Here is a 26,047-nt window from a genome sequence, read left to right as displayed (position 1 = left end):
ACTTATTCGGGACAAGCCACCGTTATTTGGGATTCGGATCTATGAATCGCGCATCACCGTTGAACCTTGCCGTCTTGGTCGGACTGTTGAGTCTAGGGGGGGCGGGGACAGCCCAGGCCATATCCGAGAACATCACCGCGCTGTTCAAACCGGACCCTACCAACCCCATGGTCAACAAGTTCCAGAACACCACGCCGATCAGTTCTATCTGTCAGTCGCATATCCCGACGCAGTGTCAGGCCCTGAATCTGTTCAGCCTTCGCATCCCCGGTTTTGACGCGTTGTCCAACGGCCCGATCCTGGCCAATCACGCCGATGAGCGACAGGGGTTCATGGTGCAGGTGCCGTCGCATTGGCGGAACGTGTTGGTGACGCATACCAAGACCGGAGAAACCGAAACAGTGCAAATGCGCATTGCCGGTTTTGGTGGTCTTTGGCAGGTGCCGCGTCCGCCTGGGGTTTCTGCTTGGGCGCAACCTGGGGTTGGTTGGACACAACAATGGGCAAGGGCGCCGAGCCCGTGTATTTCAACCGGTCATTTGAAGGCTGGTTTGCAAACCGCTACCTATTTTTGGATGGTGCCGGAAGGCGCTGGGGTCTGCAGTCGTAAGCCCTCCCAAGAATTGGCCTATATGCGTATCTACCAGATGGAGTACGCCTATGAGCTACGGACCCCCAACCCCTTGGGAATGTCCAGTGGCGAATACACGGGCAGCCTGACCTACACAATGGGGCCTGGCGGTGATTACGATTTCGGCGATGTGCTGATTCCCACGGATAACCAACTGACCTTCAGTATTTTCCTGGAGGTCCAGCACGACCTCAAAATCGAAGTCCCACCCGGCGGCAACCGCATCGAACTGGTGCCCCAGGGCGGCTGGCAAGCCTGGCTGAATCAGGGGCGCAAACCGGCGCGGCTGTTCCGTGACCAGACCTTCAATATCTCCGCGTCTTCGCGTTTCAAGATGCAGTTGGAGTGCGAGCGCGTGATGGGCAATACCTGCGCCTTGCGCAACGCCGACGGCCATCAAGTGCCATTGGATATCAGCGTCAGCCTGCCCTATGGCCTGAACCGCCCCGATGGTTCGGCGGTGAACCGTCAGCCCTTGCTGCTCAGCGGCGCGGGCACCGAGCTGTTCCAGCCTGGCTACTACGTCAATCGCCGCCCCGGCACCCTGCATTTCGAGGTCGCCAAAGAGCATGCCGACAGCATGCTGGCTCAGGGCGGCAGCACTTATTCGGGACAAGCCACTGTTATTTGGGATTCGGATCTATGAGCAGAACATCACGATTGGCGCGTGTCGCGCTGGCCGGCCTGTTGGGCCTTGGCGCTACGGGGACGGCACAGGCGCTGTCCCAGGACATCACCGCCGAATTTATCCCCGACCCGGCGAACCCGACCAAGAACGAGTTTCGCAACACCACACCGGTGACGGGTATATGTGCCGGACACATGCCGATTCGCTGCCAGCAGATGGGGATTTTCACCATCCGCACCAGCAATTTCGCCGCCAACGCCAACGCGCCTATTGAGGCCTTTCACGAGGATCCGCGCCAAGGCGCAATGTGGAAGGTGCCGTCCGAGTGGCGGGATGTACAGGTGACCCATGCCCGTACCGGCGAAACCGAAACCGTGCAGGTGCGCATTGCCGGGATCGGGCACCGTTGGGATGTGCGCCCCAACACCAGTGCCTGGGCGCGGCCTGGGTATTCCTGGCAAGGGCAGTGGTCAACTGCGCCGAGCCCTTGCCAGAGCACCGGGTTTCTCACCGGTAACAACACCCTGGCACTGTTCTTCTGGCTGGTGCCGGAGGGGGCGGGGGTGTGCAGCCGATTCCCCGGCACCACCATCACCCGGTTTTGGTACAGCACCTTCGAGTTCGCCTACGCGCTGCGAACCCCCAACCCGTTGGGCATGTCGTCAGGGGAATACGTCGGCAACATCACCTACACCATGGGGCCGCATCAGGACTTTGATTTCGGCGACGTGGTGATCCCCAGCGACAACCAGTTGACCCTCAATTTCAGTCTGGATGTGCTGCACACCTTGCAGGTCGAAGTGCCGCCCGGCGGCAACCGCATCGAACTGGTGCCCCAGGGCGGCTGGCAAGCCTGGCTGAATCAGGGGCGGAAACCGGCGCGGCTGTTCCGTGACCAGACCTTCAATATCTCCGCGTCTTCGCGTTTCAAGATGCAATTGGAATGCGAGCGCGTGATGGGCGACACCTGCGCCTTGCGTAACGCCGACGGTCATCAAGTGCCGCTGGATATCAGCGTCAGCCTGCCCTATGGCCTGAACCGCCCGGATGGTTCGGCGGTGAACCGCCAGCCCCTGTTGCTCAGCGGCGCGGGCACCCAACTGTTCCAGCCTGGGCACTACGTGAATCGCCGACCCGGCACCCTGCATTTCGAGGTTGGCCGAGAGCACACCGACAACATGCTGAGCCAGGGCGGCAGCACCTATTCGGGGATGGCCACGGTGATCTGGGATTCGGACCTGTAAACGACGTCACACGTGTTATTGGAGAGCGTTATGTGGAGCAAATATGTGTGGGCCTTGTGGTTGCTGTGCGGCCTGCCGCTGGGGGCGCAGGCCGGGCCCAGCCTGAATGTCGGGGTGTTTTACGACTATCTGGACGGTGACAAGAGCACCTACCTCAAGCGCGTGTTCAACAGCGGCGACAGCACAGCGTTCGTCAGGGTTCAGGTGCTGGAAATCCTTTACAACGCCGACGGCACCTCCGAAGAGGTGGAAGTCAAACCCGCCACCGACGCGAGTTTGCGCGATGGCCTGATGGCCAGCCCCACGCGCTTGATCGTGCCGGCCAACGGCATGCAGGGCACGCGTCTGCTGTACCTGGGGGAGCGGGAAAAAGAGCGTTATTTCCGCGTGCGCTTCGTGCCGGTGATGCCGGAAAAGGACGACGAGTTCGCCCTCTCGGAAGAAGAACGCGAAGCCTATAAAGGCGCTTTGTCTGCCGGGGTAACGGTATTGGCGGGCTATGGCACGGTGTTTTTCGTGCGGCCTAAGGACGCGCGTTTCCAGACCGGCGTCGACGACAGCGCCGGCCATTACCGCCTGAACAACGCGGGCAACAGTGTGGTGGTGGTCGACGAATTCAAAGACTGCTCCGCGGCCGATCCCAAGGACTGCCAGCCGACCACCAAGAACCACATTCTGCCCGGTCGCACGTTTGGTTTTGACAAGCAAAAGGGGCGGACCTACCGCTTCACCCTGATCGAAGGCAGCGACAAGAAACCTTATGAGGTCAAAGGATGAGAGTCAGTAAACGCACCCATCGTGGGTGGAAACGAGGCGGTCCGGCCCTGCTGGGCCTGGTGCTGCTCACCGGTGGCGCGGTGTTCAGCCCTGCGGTACAGGCGGTTCGTGAAGTGCAAGTGTTCGATGTGTCGGTGACCATCCCCACCCAGGATTTTTACGTGTTGCCGATCACGCCCGGTTTTCTGGAGCGCGAACAACAGATGATCTGGGACCTGGTGCCGGGGCGCCTGCGGCCCTTGCGGGAACACTTCGACGTCAAGAGTTCCGCCGGCGGCATCAATGCGCGCCTGGGTGCGTTGCCCACCCTGTTCAACGGCGGGCGTACCTACATCGACCTGAGCGTCACGTTCAACGGTCAGGTGCTGAGCCTGGAGGACACCCTGGTGGTGCCCCAGGACGAAGCGCGCCAGGGCAAGCGCGTACTGCTGGATATCTCGGCCGTCGAGCCGCCGGATGGGTTTACCCCGGGTGACTACTACGGCAGCGTCGAGCTGCTGTTCGATGCGGTGAGGCCATGATGGTGTGCAAAGGAGCGGTTATGAAGCGTGTATGTGCGGGGCTGGGCCTGTTGCTGTGTGCCCTGAGTGCCCAGGCGGGGCCGAGTATCAATGTCGGGGATTTCTACGATTATCTGCGCGGCGATAAAAGCACCTACCTCAAGCGGGTCTTCAACGGCGGCACCAAGACCGCTTTCGTCAAGGTCAACATCACCGAAATGCTCTACAAGCCCGACGGCACTTACGACGAAGTCCCGCTCAAGACCGAGGCCGACGGCAGCGTGCGCAACGGCCTGATCGCCAGCCCGGCGCGCTTGATCGTGCCGGCCGGCGGTGTGCAGAGCACGCGCTTGTTGTTTATGGGTGAGCGTGACAAGGAGCGCTACTTCCGCGTGCGTTACTTGCCGGTGGCGCCGGAGAAAGACGATGAGTTCCAGGTCAGCGATGAAGAACGCGAAGCCTATAAAAACACCCTGGCCGGTGGCGTGCAGGTGATGGCTGGCTATGGCACGGTATTTTTCGTTCGTCCCAAGGACAGCCGCTTCGACACGAAGATCGAGAACGGTGGGCAGCGCTACGTCATGCGCAATGCCGGCAACACCGTGGTACTGGTCGATGAGTTCAAGGATTGTGCGGGCCATGACAGTACGGAATGCGCGCCGACCACCAAGAACCATATCTTCCCCGGCCGCACCTTCAGCTTCGACAAGAAGGCTGGGCGCGTCTACCGCTTCTATCTGTGGGAAGGCGATGCGCAGCGCAGGATCGAAGTGCGCTGACGGACCCCGGCAGGCGCGCGCCCGTGCACGCCTGCCGGAGCTTGCGGTTCAACGCTTCGGCGCTCGATTGCGCCAGTCGCCGGCGTCGCGCAAAGCATTGCGCGTCTGTTCGCGCATCCACGCCAGGGCGTCATAGCCCAGGGTCTCTTCCAGGCGCTCGCAGGCGGCCTGAAACGCAGCGTCATCGCCTTGCAACTGCCCATCGCTAATACCCAATAGGGTCGCCAAATCCTGCATCTGCTGTAGGGCCTCGGGCGTCGGTGCCCTGCGCCATTGTTCATGCAAGTCTTGCAGCTCAAACAACTGCCCGTGACGCGTTTTAAGCCTTTGCTGATGCTGCGCGTGGCGTTCGGGATAGCGCTGCTCCAGCCAGCCGCGCCAGTGTGGGTCCAGCAGCATGCGGTTGACCAGGCCGTCGCCTTCGCCCAGTTCCAGCACCTGGCGGTAGGCGCTGTCGATCTGCGCCTCGCTCACGTTGGCCGTCAGGCGGTAGATCATATGGTCCGCGATCCACGGCAAGTCCAGGCGCTGCGCCAACGCAGTCTGGTAGGCCAGGTACACCTCTACTTCATCCACCTCGCCAGGCAGGTTGTCGACGATTTCGCTGCGCAGCCGCAGGCCCTGGCCGCCCTGGGAGAGCGGCGCCAGGCGCTGGCGGATGTCGGCCCGCGCCACGTCGTTGAGCTGCCGCAACCGCGCAATGCCCCGGCACAGCACGGCCAGACGCTGCTCGTGAACCTCGGGCGAGGGGGCATAGCGTTCGATCTGATGGACCAACACCTCCACGCCCAGCTCGTTGAATATTTGCGTGCTGGCATCGGCGCAATTGGCCGGGTAGCTGGCCATCTCGAACAGTTTCAGGCGCAGGGCGGTGTCGGCGTCCGCCGCTTCCAGCAGCTCCCAGACCTGTTGCGTCAAGGTGCGGTGGTTGGCGGTGTAACGCTGTTCGTCTTCGGCGCTCTGGAATTCGTCGGGTGCTTCAAGCGCTTTGATCACTTCAAAGAAGCCTTGGGAGCCATGCTCGTGTTCCAGCCGACTCCACAGCGCGCGCGCGGCGTCCTGAGCGGTGGGGTCCAGGTAGGCCAGCCAGGGTTCACTCTCGCCGCGCGGCTCGTAGCTGCGGTCTGCGTCCAGCCCCACGGATTCGCGGTAGGCCCTGAAGCGCTCGCGACTCACCGCCCCCAGACGTGCGCGATCCAGGCGCGTGCGGGCAACCACCAGGGCGGCAGGGCTGCCCATTTCGACCTCGGGCACCTCGGTAATGGCTGTGTCTTGCAGGTTGAGCAGCCAGTGCGGCGGCCGGGGCACATCGAACACCCCGTCCGGCCAGCGTTCGATGGGCGTGCGGCTCAGGTCCAGTTCGTGCAGGTCGCGCATGCGCCCGATATCCGGGACTTGGCGGGTCGGGGTGTGGTTGAGTTTCAGGCGGCGCAGGTAACGCAGGTTTTTCAGGCGGGTAACATCCCGCGCGCGCAATTGCAGCAGGGTGTACGACAGGTCGAGGTTTTCCAGATGGCGCAGGTCCACCAGGGTATCCGGCAGGTGGGTCAGGGGGTTGTGGGTCAGATCGAGGGTGCGCAACGAGGGGAAGCGCGCGAGAAAATCGGCATGCGCTGCCTTGAAGCGGGCTCTGGCCAGGTTGAGCCCGACCACATGGCCGAAATCGGCTTGCAGCGTCGGCAAAGCGTCCGGTAATACCAGGCCGCTGAGGTCCAGCACTGAGCCGCGATGTTCGACCCGGGCGCGTACCTGGTCGTCCCAGCATTCGAGGATTCTGGCGCTGATAAACGCGCGCAACTCGCGCTCCACACTCAGGCTATGGGCGCCTGGCTGCAGTGCCCAACGCGACAGCTCGCCGTTCAGACGAATACGTTCGATGACCAGGGTGTTGATCGTTTCGCCAAGGGCCTGCGGCCCGACGGTGTCCATGTAGGTCTGGATACGTTCTTCACTTTGGTAGGGGAACAGGGTTTTCAGAGCCTCCCGATGCAGGTCCGCGCTCGGCTGCGTTGGCCCGCGAGCGGTTCTTTTCGGCATCGGTGTGCCCAGCAGGGCCAGGGTCTCCCGATTCGCGCGAGCGCGTGTCGGCGGCTCGGCCAAGGCGATACGGCGTTCGGCCAGGGGTTCCAGGGTTTGCATCAGCCAGCCGCGCAGCGCGGTGCCCTGGCCGGTGCTGTAGCCCAAAGCGTGCCGGGTGGGATCGGGCAGGGCCTGGAGGATCGACTCGTACAGCGTGTCCGGGCCGTGCAGATGCTTTAACTGATCGTCGAGCACTTCATAGCCATGGTTGCCCTTGCGGATCAGCGTGCGGCGCACCTGGGCGTCCATGGGCCCCGCCTCGCAGCGCAACGGCCCATCGGCCGTGCGTTCGCGAACTTGCAGGTGCAGGTCGGCGAAGGCATCGCTGTGATGCTTGAGGGTGTTGAGCACCATGCGTTCGCTGTCCGGGGTTTGCTGCCAGGGAAAATAGAAACCCTCGTAGGCATGGGTGGTGCGGGCGACGAAATCCAGTTCGCCGGCGAGGTTCTTCAGGCGCAGCGGCACGCGCTGGTGCTCATCCATCACCCGCAGTTCGTCGCTGTTGGCGCTGCTGAGCAGCGCGTCGATGGCGTGGCTCTCCAAACGCGGCAAGTGCTCACGCAAAAGGCGCGTGCGCGGCTCGTCGGACAGCTCGCGCAAACGGTGCATATAGGGGCCAATGTCGGGCGCCTGCTGGCTGACGTAATCGGCCAGCAGGTTACGCAGGTGTTGGAGCCGTTGGGGTTTCGGCACACTTTGGCCCAGCAGCGCCTCGGTCTGGGGTTCATCGAGAAATGCCAGAACCCGCTCCGGCAGTGTGCCGGACATCACTTGCGCCAGGCTCATCTGCAGAGTGTCGGCGGGCGCTGCGTCGGGATTGCCGTAGTGGTGAGAGGCGCCGGTGAGGTCGGCGCGTAGATACACCTGCAAGGCTTTATCCGCCGGCCAGCCGGGCAGTTCGGTAACCGTCTGCTCGAACCACGCCGAGGCCGGGTCCAGTGGCTGCCCGACGCGAATGCTGTCGCTGGAGCGGCTGGCACTGGCATAGGCGTCGAAGCGGTTGAGGGTGTCTTCCAGCAGGGGCGGCAGCGGCTGGTCGTGGTGGTAGATGCCGCGCAGCAGGTCGTCGTCGCAACCGCTGATGCGGCGGATACGCTCCAGTTGTGTAACGCTCAAACCTTCTACCGGTCGCCCGAGGCGACGCAGCAAGGTCGGACGGTCCCAGGTCTGGGGGTGTTCCGCCTCGTGCAGCACGATGCCGTCGCGCTTGAGCTGCACCCTGGGTTGATAGGCGTCGGGTCGGCGCGGATGCACGATGCGATGTTCGTCGCGCTCGGCGTCATAGCGCACCCGAAAGTGCTCGCCATCGCGTCTGAGCAGTGCTTGCCCCTGGTGCCGGTGTAGCCCTGACGGTTCGGCACGGGCTTGCGCCGGCAGTTGCAGTGAGGGATCGGCATAAGGGCTGATTTCTGGGTTCCACAAGCGCGTGCGACCGTCGGGTAGTTGCACGGCTTTGAGGCCCTCTACAAAGGCCGACAGCTTCAGGTGCAACGGTTGCGCGACCTGCGCACCGGCGGCGAACGTGCCGAGCTGCAGCAGGTTCTGCGCCACCCCAAACATATGCTCCACGGCCTCCCGCGCCTGGCCCTCGGCCCAGTCCACGATGCCTTCGAAGACCTCGTCGGTCAGTTGATAGGCGGTGTACGCGAGCATCAGTTCACCCAGCCCGGGTATGAAAGGCGTGAGGATTTGCACCGCGACATTAAGTAGGTCGGAAAAGATTTTTTCCAGATTGTCCCACCATGCCCAACGCGCCATGCGATCGACGCGATGGGTCGAGACGGCGAGGCTTTGGGCATCGTTGACGATCTTGTTCAAGCGCACCCGATACAAGTAGTTCCACAGGTCGTTTTGCGTGGAGACGGTCGAGCGGTTCTGGTAGTCGTGCTCGAAGCGTTGCACGTTGAATTGCAGATGCGGGTGCTCGACCGGCGTGTCTTTCCAGCTGGGCTGGCTGTCGGTGGGCGCTTTGTGGTGCCACTGCACGCGGCTCAGGCGCGCATTGAGGTTGGCGAAGAAATACCCGCGTTGGTCGTGGGCGACGAAGCGACTGAAAAAGACCTGATAGTGCTCGACGTCGCGCAGTTGGCGGGTCAGTTCAGCCATGAAGGCCTGCGGTGAAGGGTAGTGCTTGAGCGGGTGTTCTGGGTCGTCCGGCACATAGGCGAGCACCTGGGTCAGCGGCGTGGGCGGCGATGGCGGGCTATGCAGCAGGATGATGCCGGTGAGCCGCGTGTTCATCATGTCCAGGGTGTGGCAATGCAGCGGCTGGCCCTCCCACTCGACGGCGGGTTGGCCGGCGGCCAGGGCCAGCAACGGTGCCAGGGCGTTGCGCGGAATATCGCCCTTGTGCGCGGCCAGTTGCGCGGCCGCGCTCAAGCCGCTTTTCTGCTGGGCAAGCACGTGCTGGCGCACGCGATAGGCGACGCTGCGCTGCTCGAAGCCCAGGGCTCTCTTGAGCTGGGCCTGATACTGCGCGCCGATATCCAGCCTGCGACACAGTTGTTTGAACCCCTCGACAGTCAGCGCCGCTCCGCTGACCTTGTGGGTGAAGCTCAGGCTGCGTTGTTGCCCCCGTGCGTCGGGGCGCGAGAGAAATGCGTAATCGACAAACTGCTCGTTGTCGGCAAAGTTGTGCAGCGCGGCGTCCAGCAACGACACGGTGCGACTGGTGACACCCTGGGTCACGTCAATCACCCACCAGGCCTGGGCGGCGCTGACATACGTGCGCAGAAAGGTATTTTTCACATCGATGTCGCCGTAATCCTGGGCCAACGCCGTGCGCAGTTTGGCCTCGGCGTAGGCGTAGACATCGTTCAAGCCTTGAAACGGCCCATCCAAAGCATTGAGGTTTTGCCAGTGCGCGTCCACTGCCTGCTTGAGGGGCCGCGGTAGCGAGGCGGGAGGGATCGGGTGGCGGCGTGCCGCGTGGTGTAAAGCTTTGAAGCGTTGTGGGTGGGTAGCGGTCAGCCAGGGCGGAAGCGCAGTGTTGATGAAGTCGTAATGCAGCCCTTTAAAGGCTTGGGCAAAGGGGATGTCAGCCATGCAATGAATCCTGGAAATCAGCTCATGAGGCATTCGAGTCTAATGAGGGCAGGGGGCGAGAATAAGCGCGAATACCGGGTTGGATACCCCGACGGGATGGCGTTTGATTTCGAAATTATCCATCTCGAAAATAGCCGGCTACCGCCCCTCGCCAACTGTCGAGGGGCGGGGACGCTTCAGGATGTTTGCGCTGCGATTTCTAAGGCCTGGCGGGTCAGGCGGCGTGCCAGATCACGGTAGTCGCGCTGGATATGCTCGTAGAAGGTATTCACCGTCGCGTCGGACAGCGGCTGCTCCTCAAGCACCTGGGTCTGCGCAAGGTTCAACGTGTCGGCCAGGCTGACCAGCTGTGTGCGCAGCGTCGCCTTGCGCTCGACGCTCACGGACGGGCTCACCCACTCGCGGTGCGCTTCCAGCAAGTCCTCCAGTTGGCTGCCGGCCTCGGCACGTTGTTCCAGGGCTTGGTTGAACGACTCAACGTATTTTTCTTGCAGGTATTCGTTCCAGAACGGTTGCTCAAGCATGCCGTCGACCAGACCGTTGCCGCGCTCCTGATGGGCAATGTAGCGAGCGGCGCGGCTGAGGTGGGTTTCCGTGACCCTGGCGGTGTTGCGGTAGACCATATGTTCGGACAGCCACGGCAGGTCGAGTCGTGCCTTGAGCCCGGTCTGGTAGGCCAGGTACACCTGCACGTCGTCCACCTGGTTATCTCCACTGCCGAAGGCTTGTCCCAGCCCCCCTTGGCTGATCGGGTCGGTGCGATATTTGATTTCGGCGCGCGCGCGCTCGTTGACCTGATCCAGGCGCCAGGATTGTTTGGCCAACGTCGCCAGGCGGCTCTCGCGGCTGGCCAGGCCTGCGGGGCTTTGGTCCTTGAGGATGTTTTCCAACAGCGTCTCGACGCCGATGCGGTTGAAGATCTGCGCACCGGCATCGGCGCAATTGGCGGGCGCGCCGGCCAGGCTGAATATGCGCTCGCGGAACTGGGGGTTCTCGTCCACGGCAAATAGCACCTGCCATACGCGTATGGACAGGTCTTCCCGGCCCTGGCGGAACAACCGCGCATCCTCCTGGGTTTGAAAGCGCTCCGGCGGTTGCAGCAGGTGGAGCACGTCGAACAAGCCCTGGGAGCCGTGCTCTTTTTCGACCTCGTCCCAGACCTCCTTGGCCGTGTCCAGATCCTCGCCTTCCAGGCCGCTTGTCCAGTAGTCCCGGTTGGCTTTGTCGCCGACCGGGCGTGTGCGATAGGGGTCGATGCCTTGTGCGCGGCGATAGCTGACAAAGCGGTCTTCGTCGAGGCGTTCGAGCTTGGTACGGTCCAGCCAACTGTTGGCCACGATGCGCGCCGCCGACGAATCCGAGGCGAACTCAGGCACGGTGCGCACGTTGGTGTTGCTCAAGTCCAGTTCCGGTGTGACCCGTTTCGGGCTGTCCAGCCCCGCCGGCCAGGCGCTGATACTGGTTCGCCGCAACACCATGCGGCGCAGCTCAGGCAAGTGGCTGAGGTCCGGAGCGACGCGCAGCTGCGTATTGCCTTCCAGGTTCAACGAGCGCAGAAGCTGGCAGCGTTCAAGGATCGCGTAGTCGCTGGGGCGCCAGGCGATGGGGTTATTGCTCAGGTTCAGTTTGGCCAGGAACTTGATATTCGGCAGCTGTGACGGCAGGCCGGCGAGGTTGTTGTCGGACAGGTCAAGGCTGCGCAGATTGGGGAAATTGTCGAGGAAGCCGGTGTCCCGATCCCCCAGGCGTGTGCCGCTGACATTCAAGCGCGTGACATGGCTGAAGTCCGCCCGCAGAGGCTCAAGGCTGGCGATATAGCGCCCCAGGGTCAGTTCGCTCAGGTCCAGCCGCGTTCCGCCGGAGCGTGCCTGCGCAGGCAGCAGGCGTTGATAGGCGCCTTGTTCCCAGCAGTTTTTTAACTCCTTGATGATGTGGCCGCGCATCAGCATTTCGTTGGCCACCAGCGTGGCGCTGGCCTTGGTCAGGCTGGGCTTCTGCTTGCGGAAGTTCTCCAGCTCTGTGTCCAGCACCGCGCGGTCGATTTCCAGGGTGTTGAGCAGTTGCTCCGCTTGCGGGGTTTTCAGGTGCGGTGTCACTTCTTCGATCTGCTCGGTGCTCAAACTTGGGCACAACCTGACCAGGGTTTCCTTGAGCGTCGGCGGTTGTGGCGGTTCGCGCCGAAACAGGCGGCGAAAGGCGTCGAACATGGGCTTTTGCAACAGCGACTGGGCGGCGCGCTCATCCACCTGACGCCGTGTGGGGGCTTGCAGCAGCGTGCGACGGTTGCTCAAGGGTTCCAGTTTTTCTTTGAGCCAGGCTTTGAAAATCGCGCCCTGGCCGGCCACATAGTCGATCTTGCCCGGCGGCAGCAGCCAGATCAGGGCTTCGTACAAGCTGAACTGCGGTTGCGGCGCAGCGCTGCTCATATCGTGGATCTGGTACTGCCCAGGGCCTGTGTGCAGCAGGATTTTCCTCGTGGCGGCCTCGGCGGCGCCAACCTGGCAGCGCACCTGGCCCTGGGCGGTCTGTTCGTGAATGGCGATGCTTATGTCGCTCAGTGCATCAGTGTGCTGGCGCAGGATATTGAGCACCATGCGTTCGGTGTCCGGGGTCAGCAACGCGTCATCGTAGAGCCCCTCGCTTGCGTGGCTGGCGCGCACTTCGTTGGCCAGTGCCCGTGCCAGGTTTTTCAGGCGCAGAGGGATCTGCCGTTGCGTGTTCAGCGTTTCCAACTCATCGGGCGAGGTGCGCAGCAACAGATTGGCCACCAGATTTTTCGGCAACTGCGGGAACTGTTGTTGAATCAGCTCGCCAGGGGCGGTTTCGGCTACTTCCGTGGTGCTGTAGAGATGGTTGAAAACGGCGATTTTTTCCCGCGCCACTTTATCCGCCAGTAACCCGCGCAGGGCCTGGATGCGCGCGGCAGACGTAGGCCCGACCGGCGCGGGCAACAGGCCGGCGAATTCGCTGTCGCTCAAGAACGTAGAGAGGCGTTCGGGCAATTGGCCGGCGCTTACCTCGCGATGGCTGATGTTCAGGGTGTCGGCATCGCTGGGTGTGGCTGCGCCGTAGGTGAGGGCGTGCCCGCTCAAATCATCGTTGATAAACACGGCGATGGCCTTGTTCGGCGGCCAACCGGGTAGCTCGCTGGTGGTTTGCGCGGCCCAGTTGTCCGGCAGCTTGGCGGCGGTGCCGGCGCGCACCTGGGCCGGTGCGCGGTCGACCTGCGCCCGCAGCCTTATTCGCCTGAGGGTGTCGACCAACAGCGGCGGCGGGCTGTCGCGGTCGGCGTACATCATGCGCAAGTCTGCATCGCGGGTGGCGCTGGTCTCGCAGGCCTGTTCCAGCTGGATCGCGTCGAACCCTTGCACCACCGGGCCAAGGCGGCTGCGCAGCCTGTGGCTGTCCCAGGTCAGCGGGTCCTCGCCTTCGTGATACCACGCGCCGTGCTCGTTATGAACGAGCTTGGGGGCGTAGGCCTCGGCGCGGGTGGGGTGCTTGATGCGATAGGTGCCGCTGGTTTCATCCTGCTCGACGACATAGTGCTGACCCTCCAGGCGCAGGACTTTCTGCGCGCGGTGCCCATGCAGGCCGAGGGCATCGGGCTGTGCGTCGGCCGGCAACTGCAATTCGGGGCGGGCGTAGGGCGCCAGATCCGGGTTCCACAAGCGCGTTTGGTCGCCCACCTGCACGGGTTGCAAACCGTCGATAAACGGCGAGCGCTTGAACGCACCCACCACTTTGCCGCCGATGGCGAAGGCGGCCACTTGTACCAGGTCGTTGGTGACGGTGAGCAGGTGTTCGCCGGCCTCTCTGAATTGGCCTTCGCTCAAATCCACTGCGCCTTCGACCGCATCATAGGTGAGTTGGAACACGGTGTAGGCCAGCATCAGTTCGCCCAAGTAAGGCACGAACGGCGTGACCACCATCAGAGCGACATTGAAAATATCCGATAACAGGCGGGTGAGGTTGTCCCACCAGGCCCAGCGCGCGTGGGTGTCGGCGTCGGCGGTGGAGACCGCAATGGCGCGCCCGTCGTTGAGGATCTTGTTGAGCGACTGCTGGTAGAGAAATTGCCACAGGTCGCCCCTGATCGGGGTCGCGGAAAACTGCAGGCGGGGGGCGGTCAGTGGCGTTTCGCGCCAGCTGGGGCGAGGGTCCAAGGGGCTGTGCTGATGCCATTGGACGCGGCACAGCCGCTGGCTCAGGTTGGCAAAAAAATGCCCGCGTTGAGTGTGATCGACAAACTGGCTGAAGAACTGCTGGTAGGTCTGTTGCTGGCGCGACGGGATCGGCGCGTTGGTTTGCAGTTTGCGCGTCAGGTCCTGCATGAAGGCGAGGCTGGAGTCGTATTCTTTGACCGGGCTTTCGGGGTCATGGGGGATATAGGCGATCAACTTCGAGGTGCTGGTTACCCGCTCCAGGTCCGCGGCGATCAGCAGAATGCCGCTCAATGACACGTCCAGAATGCTCAATTGATAGAACTGCATCACGCCACGATCACCGCGCAACGTGCGCATCAGCAGGTGGAAGCCGGCCATGCTCAAGTCGGCGGGCTGTTGCGCGACAGTGGGGATGCTGGCCAAGTGAGCGGCGACTTTGAGGGCAGCTTTTTGGCTGGCGATCACCTGGTGCTGCAATTCGGTGCGCGCCGCCGTGGCTTCAGGCAGCAGACGCTCGTTCAAGTAGCGTTGGTAGTGGGCGCCGAGGTCCAGCTCACGGCACAGGGCCTTGAACTGTTGGATCGACATCGTAGTGTCCAACGGCAGCACGGCGAAGTGGCCGCGATAGTCGGGTTGAGTGATATAGCAAGAGTTGATATCAAATGTTTCGCGTTTGGCGAAGTTATGCAGGGCGGCATCCAGTAATGAAACTTTGCGGGTGGTCACGCCGTTGGAAAAATCAATGACGTACCACGGCGTTGCAACCGGAATATATAAATAAAGAAACGTGGTCTGCACATTCAGGTCGAGGCCGTATTTATCCTGGATGGCTTTTTTCAAGCGCGGTTCGGCGAAGGCGTATACATCCTGGATATCGCTTAACAGCCGGTCCACTTGGTTCTGCGTGCGCCAGCCGTCGGCATTGGCCTCCTGCAGCGCTTGATGCTGCGCCGAGGTGAGGCCGGCGAGCCCGGCCGGCCGCGTCAGAGTGGCGGTGTTCAGTTGGCCTAGCCTTGTCGGTGTGCTGGAGGTGATCCAGTCTGGAATGGTTTGTTTGATCAACCCGTAGTGCGGGCCTTTATAGGTGCTGCGCGTAGTTTCAGACGGAGGAAGTTCGGGCATGAACAGAAACTCTTTAATGGGGTCGAGTCGCTAGTTTCATGCTTTGAGAATTGCCGTAAAAGTTCAAAATGCTGAAGCTTATTAATCCATTGAGTGTGAAGTTAATGGGTTATTTGAATGCAAGTTATAGATAACTAACGCCCCTTTGTCGGGGGCTTGGCACAGGGTCTGTTCGCCTGGTTGCAAATAGGGCGTCAACAGCGGCGCCATGCCTTTGAGCACCTGCACCGGCAATGCCGAGGTGAAGGTGAAATTCTGCGCCGAACTGCCGGGTACGAACGCGGTGAGAGTGCCGAAATGATGCTCACCGATATAGAACACGAAGGTGGCCGTGCGGTTGATCGATTTGGAACTGAGCACCCGCCCGCCGGCACCGATGGCCTCGATGCGGTTGTCGCCGGTGCCAGTCTTGCCGCCCATGATCAACGGCGTGCCGTCGCTGAGTTTGAAACTGCCGGACACGCGTTTGGCGGTGCCGGCATCCACCACCTGCGACAGGGCTTCGCGCAATGCGGTGGCCACTTCGCTGGGCATGACGCGCTTGGCTTTGTCGGGGTTATTGATCAGGTGCGTTTCATAGGGGGTGCCGGCGGCAAAGTGCAGGCTGTCGATGCGCAGGGTCGGCTCGCGCACGCCGTCGTTGAGGATGATCCCCACCAATTCGGCCAGCGCCGCCGGGCGATCACCGGAACTGCCGATGGCCGTGGCCAGCGACGGCACCAAGTGATCGAAGGGGTAGCCGACTTTTTTCCAGCGCTCATGAATATCCAGGAAGGCCTCGACCTCCAGCATGGTGCGAATGCGGCTGTCGCGCGCGCTCTTGTGCCGGCTCTTGAACAGCCAGCCGTAGACTTCCTGGCGTTCGTGCTCGCTGGCGGCCACGGCCTGGGCAAAGGTTGCGTCAGGGTGGTTAAGCAGGTAGCCGAGCAGCCACAGGTCCAACGGGTGGACTTTGGCGATATAGCCTTGGTCCGGCAAGTCGTAGGCACCGGGGCCGTAGTCGGTGTAGAGCTTGGCCAGGCGTTCGTCGCTGAGTGTTGTGGCGGTGCCGGACGGGGTCAGGTGCGCCCGTACAAACCGGTTGAAACTCGCCTGGCTGGCCTGGGGCAACAGGTAGCGGTGTACGGCGGCCAGGCGGACCGCGGTGGGGTGGAGGCTGTCCAGAAACGTATCGAGGCGGGCCTGGGTGTCTTTGTTGCGGTACTTCTTCCAGAAACGCAACAGGTAGGTGGTGCCCTCGCGGTCAGCGAACTGGGCCAGGTATTCCTGGCGACGCGGGTCGTTGTCGTCTTTGAGCAGCGCGGCGCTGTTGCCGGGAGCCTGGTAGGTGCTGTAGCGCACCAGGTCGCGCATCAAACGGATGAAGGGCAGGTTGATCGACTCGCGCAGGGACTCGCGCAAGGTCGGGTTGCGCCCGTTGTCCTCAGCGCGAAAATTATGAAAACGATGCAGGCCGCCACCGGTGAAAAAACGTTCGCCGGGGCTGGCCGAGTACTGCCGGTCGAGGGCCGCACTGAGCATTTTCGGCAGGCTTGGATCGGTGTTTTGTGCCAGGTAATCCAGGGCCCAGCGCGATAGGCGATCCTGCTCGTCCACCGGGATTTTCTTCAAGGCGGCGGGCGTCTGGCCGGCATAGCGGTCATGCAGCTCGCTGATGATTTGCAGGTAGGTGGTGAGCACTCGCAGCTTGGCGGTTGAGCCCAGTTCCAGTTTGCTGCCTTCGTTGATGTCGAAGGGCTGATCGGTGCTGTCGGTCTGCACCCGCACCCGCGCGCCGTCGGCGGTCATCTCATAGAGGTTGAAGCTGTAGCGCACTTGGGCGGTGCTGGCGGGGGTCAGCAGGCGCGGCCCCAGCAGGCCCAATTGCGCGGCGAAGGCCGGGTCCGCCAGGCGCTTGAGGTAGTCGGTGGCCTGGGTTTGCAGGTCGCTTTGCAAGGTACTGGTGGCGGCCAGGTCCAGGCGGTCAAGGTCGTAGAGCGGGCGATTGAGCAATGCCGCGAGGCGGCTGCGGGCGACACTGATGCCTTTGTTGGTGTCGATAGGTTGGATCGTCGGTTGTTGCAGCCAATCGCGATAATGCACCTTGCTGGCCAGGGCCGCGTCGGCCAGCGCCGCTTCGATCACCTGGTTTTGTGCGAGCAGGCGGATATGGCTGTCGGTCAGGCTGGCCAGTTCGTCGTGGCCCCGGGTCAGGTAAAACGACGGGCGCCGCTGGGCGATCATCAGCGACAGCACCTCGCGCAGCGCCAGGCCTCGTTGGCCGAGCAGGTCTGGCTCGTGGCCGGCGAGCAGGGCGTTGGTGCGGTTGAAATCGGCGCCGAACCAGACCCGCAGGCCTTCGGCCAACCCATGCACTTCGCCGTGACCGGGCACGGCGGACAGCGGCACGCTGTTGAGGTAGTCACGCACGATGCGCTGGCGCGCCTGCAAGGTCTGCGGGCCGTCCTGATAGGCGCGCACGCTGGCGGAAATCATCTGGCGGATCTTCTCGCTGCCCGACAACGTCAGGCCATCCGGCGAGTGGCGGTATTTTTCCAACTGCGTGGCCAGGGTACTGCCGCCGGCGGTCTGGCCGGGCAGGTGCAATACCTTCGCCACTTGCGACCAGGCGGCCTTGGCGAAGCGTGGCCAATCCACCGCCGGGTTGGCCAGCGGCTGGTCGGCGGCGAGTAGATCGCGGTTCTCGATAAACAGCAGGCTGTTGACCACCACCGGTGGAATCGCGCCGAAATCCTGATAGGCCTGCTGTGGGTACATGAAGGTGTACAGCGGCGTGGCGCGGCAATCGCTGATGGTCAGCCCGGCTTGGATTTTTTCCGCGTAGGGCACGAACAGGTCGTGCTCGGTGTAGGCCATCAGCGCCGCAGAGAACCGGGCCTGGCGCTGGATCAGGTAGTCGCGTTTGAGCAGGCGCGGCAGAAACTCATCCAACGCGCTGTAACCCAGGCGTTTATCGAACGGGCCGTCGCCGGGATAGACGATGGCGTCGCTGGGGCCGGGTTGCACGTCGTAGGTCAAGGTCTGGGCCAGGCGACTGAAAGTGCGGGCCTGCCAATGGGAGGTGAGCATCTCGCGGCGCGCCGCCACGCCGGCAATGACGCTGCCGATCAACAGCAACAGCCAGAACATCCTCCAGGCGTAGCGGGGTTTGCGCGGCTTTTCGGGCAATGGCGGTTCAACCGCACTGTCGGTGGCAACCGCAGCGGGAGGTGAATCGGTGTGCCATAACGCGCCCATAGTCGATTGATCCATTCACGCAGATTGATCGGACTTGACTCAAGCTTAGTCGCTGATTGGCGTTGGCAAGGAATTTGTCGCCGCCATAACCGGTTACCGCTGGCAGCCCAGGCGGCCGCGCTAGCGTGCGGGTTTGATCGGACCGATCCCCGCGTCCGGCACAAGGAAGTCAGCATGCCTCAATCGACAGGTTCAACCTCCGCGCGTCACGACCATATTGAACAGATCGTCACCGTTTTTTCCGATGTTCCAACCCTGCACGAGGTGGCGGTGACCCAGGTGCAGGCCCTGCTGGATACGCATTACCCCGCGCTTAATTACCTGGCCCGGCGGGTGGCCATCGGCACGCCGTTGCGCGCCGACCAGCATCACTACAGCCCCTTGCCCGATGAAGTGCTGTTGCGCCTGGCCAGTGCCGCGCCGGTGCGCTACGTGGAAGGGCATCATCAGGCGGCGGTGCACCAGCGCGAGAACTATGTGCCGGGCGGGCCGTCGCTGGCCGACATGGAGCGATGGGTCAATCAGTTGGGTCCGCGTCTGCTGGAGGCCTGGCTGGCGCGTCTGGGCGACTGGTGGCGCGACACGGTACCGGTGCAAACCACGCGCTGGGCCTACTTGTCCGCCAGCCTGCTGGCCTTGTTGTACGACTGTGACCCGCCGGCCGGCATGGATGAGCAGGCGTTCGAACGGATATTCCCGCGCGAACGGCTGCGCCCGATCCGACCCGATGCGCAATGGAGCGTGCAGCAAGAGGCACTGAGCGTGTGCACGGTGCAGGTGCGGCGCCAGGGCAGTACGCAAGCGCCGCGCATGCTGCCGGTGCTGGTGCTCGACCATGCCCCGAGCGGCGCGCAAGCGCGTACGTTGCTGTTGTTCAGCCCAGCCACTGGTATTCATCCTCTGGACAGCCTGGACGCTATCGAAGCCCTGATCCCCGATTACCTCAGCCAGGACCTGGGAGGAGGGGCGGTGGAGTGGTTTATCGAACAACCGCCGGCGGACCCCTTCGATCTGCTGGCCGCTTGTTATGCCGAGCGCCAACGGCTCGACGTGCTGGCCATCGACCCCACGGTGCCGCGCACGCCGCGCCAGTACCAGCAGATGCTGGACTACGTGACCGATCCGCGCCGCTGGTTCGAGACGGTGCTGACGCCGGTCCAGCAACGCTTGCAGGATGCGCTGCCGCTGTGGCTGGTGCACGCCTCGGCGGACGACAGCCTGGCCTACGCCCGTGGGTTGCAGGCCCTCGCCGAGCAACAGGCGCGTGCCGCCGGGCAAGGGTTTCTCGACGGTATCCCGCCGATCCGCGCCTTTGCCGCCGAGGCCCTGAAGCGGTGCCTGGCCAAGCAACCCTTGGCTAAAGACCTGAACCCGGACGACATCGAGTTGACCTTCAACCTGGTCACAGCGGCCATGTTGCCGGGCGGTTACCCCAGTGGCGATGTGCAGCGGGTCAGCCTGAGCCTGACGGAACTGGCCCTGGAGAACCTCAGGGGCTTTCCCCATGCACCGTCCCAGATCACCCTCAAGGGCCGCGCCGCGCCGACTTGGTTGAGCGCTTCGCTGTTGCTGGCCTGCGTCACCGAGGTGGACATCGGCCAGTCCTACCCGGACCTGCTCAAGCAAAAGCTCATCAGCGATCCCCCCGAACGCGCACGGCGCGAAGCCCTGTTTACTGGGCAATTGCGCGCGCAGCTGCCATTGCTGGCCTTGCAGATGAAACTCAAGGGGGAGGGCGGGTTGACCCAGACAGGTGCGCGCTTGGTAGCCACGGCAGTAGCGTCGGCTGCCGATGAGCAGGCGGCGATCTGGCCTTTGGCGTTCAAAGCATCGCCCACGGCCGCCGAGGATCCTGTGCTCAGCCACTTTGTGATCGGCCCGCGCAATAGCGAGCAGGGGCCGCATCTGCTCTACCGGCCGTTGTTCACGCCGAGTCTGCGCGAGTTCGAATCCCCTCGGGCGCTGTTGCAGGCGATCCAGGCGCCGGGCGAGTTGCAGGACAACGTGCTGGCCTGGATCGCCCCGAGCCGTCAGGCGGTGTATGCCAACGGTGGGTTTCTGGAACCGCATATCCGTCACTTTCATCAGGGCGATGAATTCAGCGTGCCCGCCCGGCCCGCGCCCGCTCAACTGAGCAAACAGGTGCAAAGCGGCGACCCACTGCCCCGGCTGTTTGCTGCCACCGCCGAAGCGTTGGTGAGCCTGGCCGACGCCGAGTCGGTGTCGAACGCCGAGCAGCGCTGGGCTACGATCAAGGCCGGTGGCTGGTTGCTGTTCAGCAGCGCGTTGCCGTTTCTGCGTGGCCCGGCGTTGCTGGCCGGCTGGATGGTGCAGGTGCTGGACAGCGTGCAGCGCGATGTGGTCGCCTCGACCCCCGCCGATCCCGTCGCCCAAACCGAGGGCGCAATGGACCTGCTGAGCAATCTGGTGATGGTCCTGGCCTATCGCGCCTCGCCCCACGAGCGGCCGGCGACGCTCGATCTGCGCCATCCGGTGTTTGCGCGCACCCGAGCTACGCTGGCGTCGCCTTCGCCTACGGTGACGCGCAGTGCCGCCGCGCTGCCCACCCATGCGCCGTACCGCTGGAGCAGCGCCCGCGATACGTTGACGCCGTTTATGCGCGAACGTCTGGAAGGGCTGAGCCTGCGCGCCGTGCAACAGCCCTGGCCGCTCGCGTTGCCGGGCGCCGAAACCTCGGGTCGACTCAAGGGCTTGTTGCAGGACACCCGTTCGACTCCGCCGCAATGGCAGGCGGTGGTACGCGGCCATGTTTATCGAGTGCGGCTGGTCGGCGACAGTGTGCAAGTCACCGACACCGCCGGCACGGCCAGCGGCCCCTGGCTCAAACCGCTGGAGGGCGGCGGCTGGGATCTGGACTTGCGCCTGCGCCTGCGCGGTGGCCAGGCCGACACCCCGGCGGCGCCCGCCAGCACCGAAGCGCGTCGCCAACAACTGGAGCAGGATTTACGTCAATACGCCCAACGCCGCGAAACCGCGGAGCGTGCTATCGGCGTGGCGCGCAGCCTGAAAACCAGCCACGCCGGGCACATCACCGAACAACAGCGAATCGCCGCCGATGCCCGCTACCTGCACGAGTTACAGAACAAACTGGAGGCTTCTCGCCTTGAACTCCAATGCCTTAAAGACCTGCAAGCTCTACGCCCGCGCCCCGGTTACGAGCGCGAGTTGAGCACGCTGCTCGAAGGCCAGATCCTCAACTTGCGCCAGTTGCTGCAATACGCTCGGGAAGCGACCGCCGCGCTGCATGCCAGGCTGGTGCCGGCGCTGGAACTGGTGCAAGCCGAGAGTGCGGCAGAGGCCATGTCGGACATCAACCAAGAGGCGCATCGCAGCATCATCGAAGGCATGCGCCTGTTAGCCGACCAAAATCAGAACGCGATTGTCTGGCGCAGCCTGGAAATCGACACCCTGGACGCGCTGGAGCGAGTGCCCAAATACGGGCGAGACAAAGCCCAGGCGTTCAAACAGAGTGAGGCGGCTACGCCGACGGTGCTGGAGTTGCAGTCGTTGCAAGTGTCCGCGTTGTGGGCGGTCGCGCTTAACAGCGAAGGTCCGAAGCTGGACGATGACTTTTTCCAGAGCTTGGACGACACCGTACAACGTGCCCGCTGGGCCAGTGGCTCCCAGGCGCAGCTCGATGAGCTGGCGTCGCACAACCCGGAGTTGCGCGTCGAATTGCTGGAGAGCTTCGATCGCGTGTATGCCCAGACCGACGACCGCATCGAGTTCTGGCGGGCCATGGAACCGGACAAGTTCCACCTGGGCTACCTGGAAAAACTGCAACAACTGTTCGCCCAATTGCACCTTCAGGTACAACGCGAGTTGGCCGCGACTTTGGAGCCGGCGCCTGTCACCCGGCCCGCGTCCCGTGTGCGGCAGAAGAAAATAATCCGCACGCGCAACCAGGACCTGTACGTGGCGCGGGTGACAGTCACCAGCGATGAGCAGCCGATTGAAATCGCCGAGGTCACCGACGCTCAGAACGAAGTGATTGCTTCGTTTACCCAGGCCACCGACGGCATCTGGGAGCCGCTCAACAAAACGCCGGTGCAGCGCACGACGTCGTTGCCCAACCTGGCGCGCTTGATCGAACAAGGCCAGGCCCTGCGCGCGCCGGTGGAAAAGGCCATCGCCGAAGTGTTGAAAATGGCGCGCAACGCCAACGAACCGCAGTCCCTGCAAGACATCCTGGAGCAGCGCGCCGACAAGTTACGCCGCTGCGCCGATGCCATTCAGCAGCGCCTGTTGCTCAGCGAGCCGGATCGTTTGGCGGCCACGCAAAGAGCCCGGGCGCGCACCGAAACCGACGAGCTGCGAGCCGCTGCCAGTCGCTTGTCCGAGCAAGGCTTGCAGGCGCGCTTGACCGCCATCAAGGCGCGCCCGCCGACCCAGGCCGGGTTGGACGTGTTGGTGGGGCATCGCGAAGCCAAGGTGTATCGTCAGGGCGAGCGCGTGGCGCTGGCCGGGCGCTCGGACGACTGGCTGCAAAGCTATGTGGTGATCGACGAACAGAGTCGTCAGCCCTGGTGCTATGGGCATTTTCACTATGGGCGCCAGACCGGGCCGGACGATCATTTCAGCGCCGCGCACCTCAAGACTCCGGAACAGCATCGGTTGGGCAAACAAGCGCAGATCCAGGTCCAGGCTCAGGCATTTGCCAGCATGCAGGCAGGGCAAAGCGGGCGCGTAAGCCAGACCCTGGAGATCCATCGCGGCGAAATCAACTTGCGCATGGCCCGCAAGCTGTTCTTCGATGCGCCCGCCTGGCCTGAGGGCAAAGCCGCGAGCTAGAGCGCTCGCCGCCCGCACCTACGACCAGAGTAGGGGCATGACGCTGCACCTTGGCTGTGCAATACTCGCCGCCGTTTCCACGGCAGAACGCCACGTCAGGCAGTTAATGCCCCTCCGCATAAGCGGCTTTTGCCGCGAGTTCTCGCCAAATTTTGTCGTTTATTGAGTGAAAAGCCCTGTTGGGAGCTTTTTATACTGCACGCCCGCTGATCTGACGGTTGTTCTGTCAGACGGTTCTGCCCACGAGGCAGGCCGGTTATTCAGGCGCCCGCGCTTATCCGCGCTAACGCCCATGACTCGGTGGATCAATCCAATAACAAAATGAGGTTGTATCCCTATGCCCTCTGGCAACCACCTGCCCCATGGCGACACCGCTCAAGGCGGCCCGCTCAAACGCGAACTGGGTGAACGGCATATCCGCCTGATGGCCCTGGGCGCCTGTATCGGCGTCGGCCTGTTCCTCGGTTCGGCCAAGGCCATCGAAATGGCCGGCCCGGCCATCATGCTCTCCTACATCATCGGCGGTCTGGCGATCCTGGTGATCATGCGCGCCCTCGGCGAGATGGCCGTGCACAACCCGGTAGCGGGCTCGTTCAGCCGCTATGCCCAGGATTACCTCGGGCCCTTGGCGGGCTTTCTGACCGGCTGGAACTATTGGTTCTTGTGGTTGGTGACCTGCGTCGCCGAGATCACCGCCGTGGCGGTGTACATGGGCGTCTGGTTCCCCGATGTGCCGCGCTGGATCTGGGCTCTGGCGGCCCTGGTGAGCATGGGCACCATCAACCTGATCGCGGTCAAGGCGTTCGGTGAGTTCGAGTTCTGGTTCGCCCTGATCAAGATCGTTACCATCATCGCCATGGTCATCGGTGGCGTCGGCATCATTGCCTTCGGCTTCGGCAATGACGGTGTGGCGCTGGGGATTTCCAACCTGTGGGCTCACGGCGGGTTTATGCCCAACGGCATGACCGGCGTGCTGATGTCCCTGCAAATGGTGATGTTCGCCTACCTGGGCGTGGAAATGATCGGCCTCACCGCCGGTGAAGCACGCAACCCGCAAAAGACCATCCCCAACGCCATCGGCTCGGTGTTCTGGCGCATCCTGCTGTTCTACGTCGGGGCGTTGTTCGTGATTCTGTCGATCTACCCGTGGAATGAAATCGGCACCCAGGGCAGCCCGTTCGTGATGACCTTCGAGCGTCTGGGTATCAAGACGGCGGCGGGCATTATCAACTTCGTGGTGATCACGGCCGCCCTGTCTTCCTGCAACGGCGGCATCTTCAGCACCGGGCGCATGCTCTACAGCCTGGCGCAGAACGGCCAGGCACCGGCGACCTTCGCCACCACCTCAAGCAACGGCGTGCCGCGCAAGGCACTGCTGCTGTCGATCGCCGCGTTGCTGCTGGGCGTACTGCTCAACTACCTGGTACCGGAAAAAGTCTTTGTGTGGGTGACGTCCATCGCCACCTTCGGCGCGATCTGGACCTGGGTGATGATCCTGCTGGCGCAGCTCAAATTCCGTAAGAGCCTGAGCCCTGCCGAACGCAAAAACCTGAAATACCGCATGTGGCTGTACCCGGTCAGTTCCTACCTGGCCCTGGCGTTCCTGGTGCTGGTGGTGGGCCTGATGGCGTACTTCCCGGACACCCGCGTAGCGCTGTATATCGGCCCGGCGTTCCTGGTGCTGCTGACGGTGCTGTTTTACGTGTTCAAGCTGCAGCCGACCCAAGCGGCGGCGCAGTCGGCTTGACCGCCTGAACCGGCGACCGCGCAAGGCGGTCGCCGGTTTGCGTCAGCGGCTGGCGGCCAAGGGCGCCGGCCGTGGCGCGCTCAAACGCTGATTGAATTCCAGCCAGGCCGCCAGCGCCGCCATCAACAGCAACCCCAGCAACGCACTGAAGATCTGCATCGGCCAGGCATCGTTGACTTGGGCGTTGAGCATATCCGCCAATGGCGCCAGCAATACCCCCAGGCAAAACACTTCCAGTGAATGACGCCCCATGCGGCAGCATTGCTGGGCCGGCCAGTTCTGTGTCCAGCCGTGGGTGGGCAACAGCTTGGCGGTGACATAGGCCAACGCCAGAAAATGCAGCAGGCGCACCGGCGACAAGTCGGTCTTGCTGATCGGGTACAACCACTCGTTGAGCAGCGTCGGCATCAGCGCATCGTGAATCTGGGGCCAGCGCCACGACAAGGTAATCACTGCCGCCAGCAAGCTGTACGCCGCTGCGACCATAAATACGGGCTGGCGCGACAATGGTCGCGGATCGGGCGTGTGGGGCCTGCGAGCATGGATCGACGCGGCACCGCCGAGCACGAACAGCAGTTGCCAGGTCACCGGGTTGAAGTACCACACACCGTCGGCAATCGCCGCCAGGTTCCAACCCAGTTTCGGCGCCAGCAGGTACACCGTCAGCGACACGGCCACCACCGCCAGCGGCACACGCACCAACGCCGGCAGCACCAGCGGCAGCCCAAGTAACAGCACGATATACAGCGGCAGTGGGTCCATCAGATTGGGTTTGAAGCGCAGCAATAACTCGTCGGTCAGCGCCTGCTGCGGGTTGGTGATGAAGTGCGTCAGGCCCATTTCCTGTACCAGATCGCGGGTTTCCACATGGCTGTTGGCGAAGAACACGATGCCCATCAGCATCGCCAGCAGGAAGATATGCACCACATACAGCACCCAGGCTCGGCGCAGGATTTTCAGGCAGGCCATGCCATAGCCCTCGCGCTCCATCACCTTGCTGTAGGCCAGCACCGAGGCATAACCGGCGAGGAACACAAAGACCTCGGCCGCGTCGCTGAAACCGATGTTGCGCAGGGTGATCTGGCCGAGGGGATTGTGGGGGACGTGATCCCAGAAAATGAAGATCAACGCCAGGCCCCGAAAAAAATCGATGCGTGGGTCGCGTCCGTTCAGCATGGCAGCGGGCTCTTGAACAAAATGGGTTTAGTCAGGACAAGTCTACGAGGGCGATGTCGTACGCCGCTTGTCGGGCGGGCGCAGGTTGGCGGTATTTGTAAGCAATT

At 63.0% G+C, this 26,047-nt stretch carries 11 protein-coding genes; 7 read left to right on the top strand and 4 right to left on the bottom strand.

All coding sequences use genetic code 11. From position 1 onward, the window contains the following. Positions 1–41 precede the first annotated feature (41 nt). Genes YA0848_RS18845 through YA0848_RS18825 form a run of 5 tightly spaced genes read left to right on the top strand, consistent with a single transcriptional unit; the run spans position 42 to position 4,559 of the window. Complete coding sequence (locus tag YA0848_RS18845) at positions 42–1,277, top strand: hypothetical protein (RefSeq protein ID WP_169902727.1); 1,236 nt, start codon at positions 42–44, stop codon at positions 1,275–1,277. Then, complete coding sequence (locus YA0848_RS18840) at positions 1,274–2,503, top strand: hypothetical protein (RefSeq protein ID WP_040267390.1); 1,230 nt, start codon at positions 1,274–1,276, stop codon at positions 2,501–2,503. Before YA0848_RS18845 ends, YA0848_RS18840 begins: the two co-directional genes overlap by 4 nt. Before the next feature lie 30 nt (positions 2,504–2,533). Then, complete coding sequence (locus YA0848_RS18835) at positions 2,534–3,280, top strand: pilus assembly protein (RefSeq protein WP_047881588.1); 747 nt, start codon at positions 2,534–2,536, stop codon at positions 3,278–3,280. Then, complete coding sequence (locus YA0848_RS18830) at positions 3,277–3,801, top strand: CS1 type fimbrial major subunit (RefSeq protein WP_052229511.1); 525 nt, start codon at positions 3,277–3,279, stop codon at positions 3,799–3,801. Before YA0848_RS18835 ends, YA0848_RS18830 begins: the two co-directional genes overlap by 4 nt. A 20-nt stretch (positions 3,802–3,821) precedes the next feature. Then, a complete protein-coding gene (locus tag YA0848_RS18825; protein WP_034096089.1) occupies positions 3,822–4,559 on the top strand; it encodes a pilus assembly protein in 738 nt (245 codons plus the stop codon). 48 nt (positions 4,560–4,607) lie between these two features. Here YA0848_RS18825 and YA0848_RS18820 read toward each other — a convergent pair whose 3' ends face one another. From YA0848_RS18820 to YA0848_RS18810, 3 genes are all read right to left on the bottom strand, one after another. Then, on the bottom strand, positions 4,608–9,683 hold the full coding sequence (locus YA0848_RS18820; RefSeq protein ID WP_169902726.1) for an NEL-type E3 ubiquitin ligase domain-containing protein: 5,076 nt from the start codon (positions 9,681–9,683) through the stop codon (positions 4,608–4,610). A 176-nt stretch (positions 9,684–9,859) separates the two neighbouring features. Continuing rightward, positions 9,860–14,968 (bottom strand): NEL-type E3 ubiquitin ligase domain-containing protein, encoded by a 5,109-nt coding sequence (locus YA0848_RS18815; protein ID WP_184315955.1) that lies wholly within the window; start codon positions 14,966–14,968, stop codon positions 9,860–9,862. 81 nt (positions 14,969–15,049) lie between these two features. Further along, the gene (locus YA0848_RS18810) at positions 15,050–18,205 is read right to left on the bottom strand and encodes a transglycosylase domain-containing protein (RefSeq protein WP_169902724.1); all 3,156 of its coding nucleotides are present in this window, start codon (positions 18,203–18,205) and stop codon (positions 15,050–15,052) included. A 174-nt stretch (positions 18,206–18,379) separates the two neighbouring features. Here YA0848_RS18810 and YA0848_RS18805 point away from each other — a divergent pair, with 174 nt between their 5' ends. Both YA0848_RS18805 and YA0848_RS18800 read left to right on the top strand, forming a co-directional pair. After that, a complete protein-coding gene (locus tag YA0848_RS18805; protein WP_169902723.1) occupies positions 18,380–23,017 on the top strand; it encodes a hypothetical protein in 4,638 nt (1,545 codons plus the stop codon). A 337-nt stretch (positions 23,018–23,354) separates the two neighbouring features. After that, complete coding sequence (locus YA0848_RS18800) at positions 23,355–24,764, top strand: amino acid permease (protein ID WP_047881584.1); 1,410 nt, start codon at positions 23,355–23,357, stop codon at positions 24,762–24,764. A 42-nt stretch (positions 24,765–24,806) separates the two neighbouring features. On the opposite strand, the gene YA0848_RS18795 is transcribed toward YA0848_RS18800, so the two are convergent. After that, entirely contained in the window at positions 24,807–25,940 is a 1,134-nt protein-coding gene (locus tag YA0848_RS18795; RefSeq protein WP_034111931.1) for an OpgC family protein, read from the bottom strand. Positions 25,941–26,047 lie beyond the last annotated feature (107 nt).

It is taken from the genome of Pseudomonas sp. S4_EA_1b, assembly GCF_016307435.1.
Taxonomy (GTDB): domain Bacteria; phylum Pseudomonadota; class Gammaproteobacteria; order Pseudomonadales; family Pseudomonadaceae; genus Aquipseudomonas; species Aquipseudomonas rhodesiae.
Note: the sequence above shows the minus strand (reverse complement) of the source record. Positions and strands in the feature narration are given on the sequence as shown.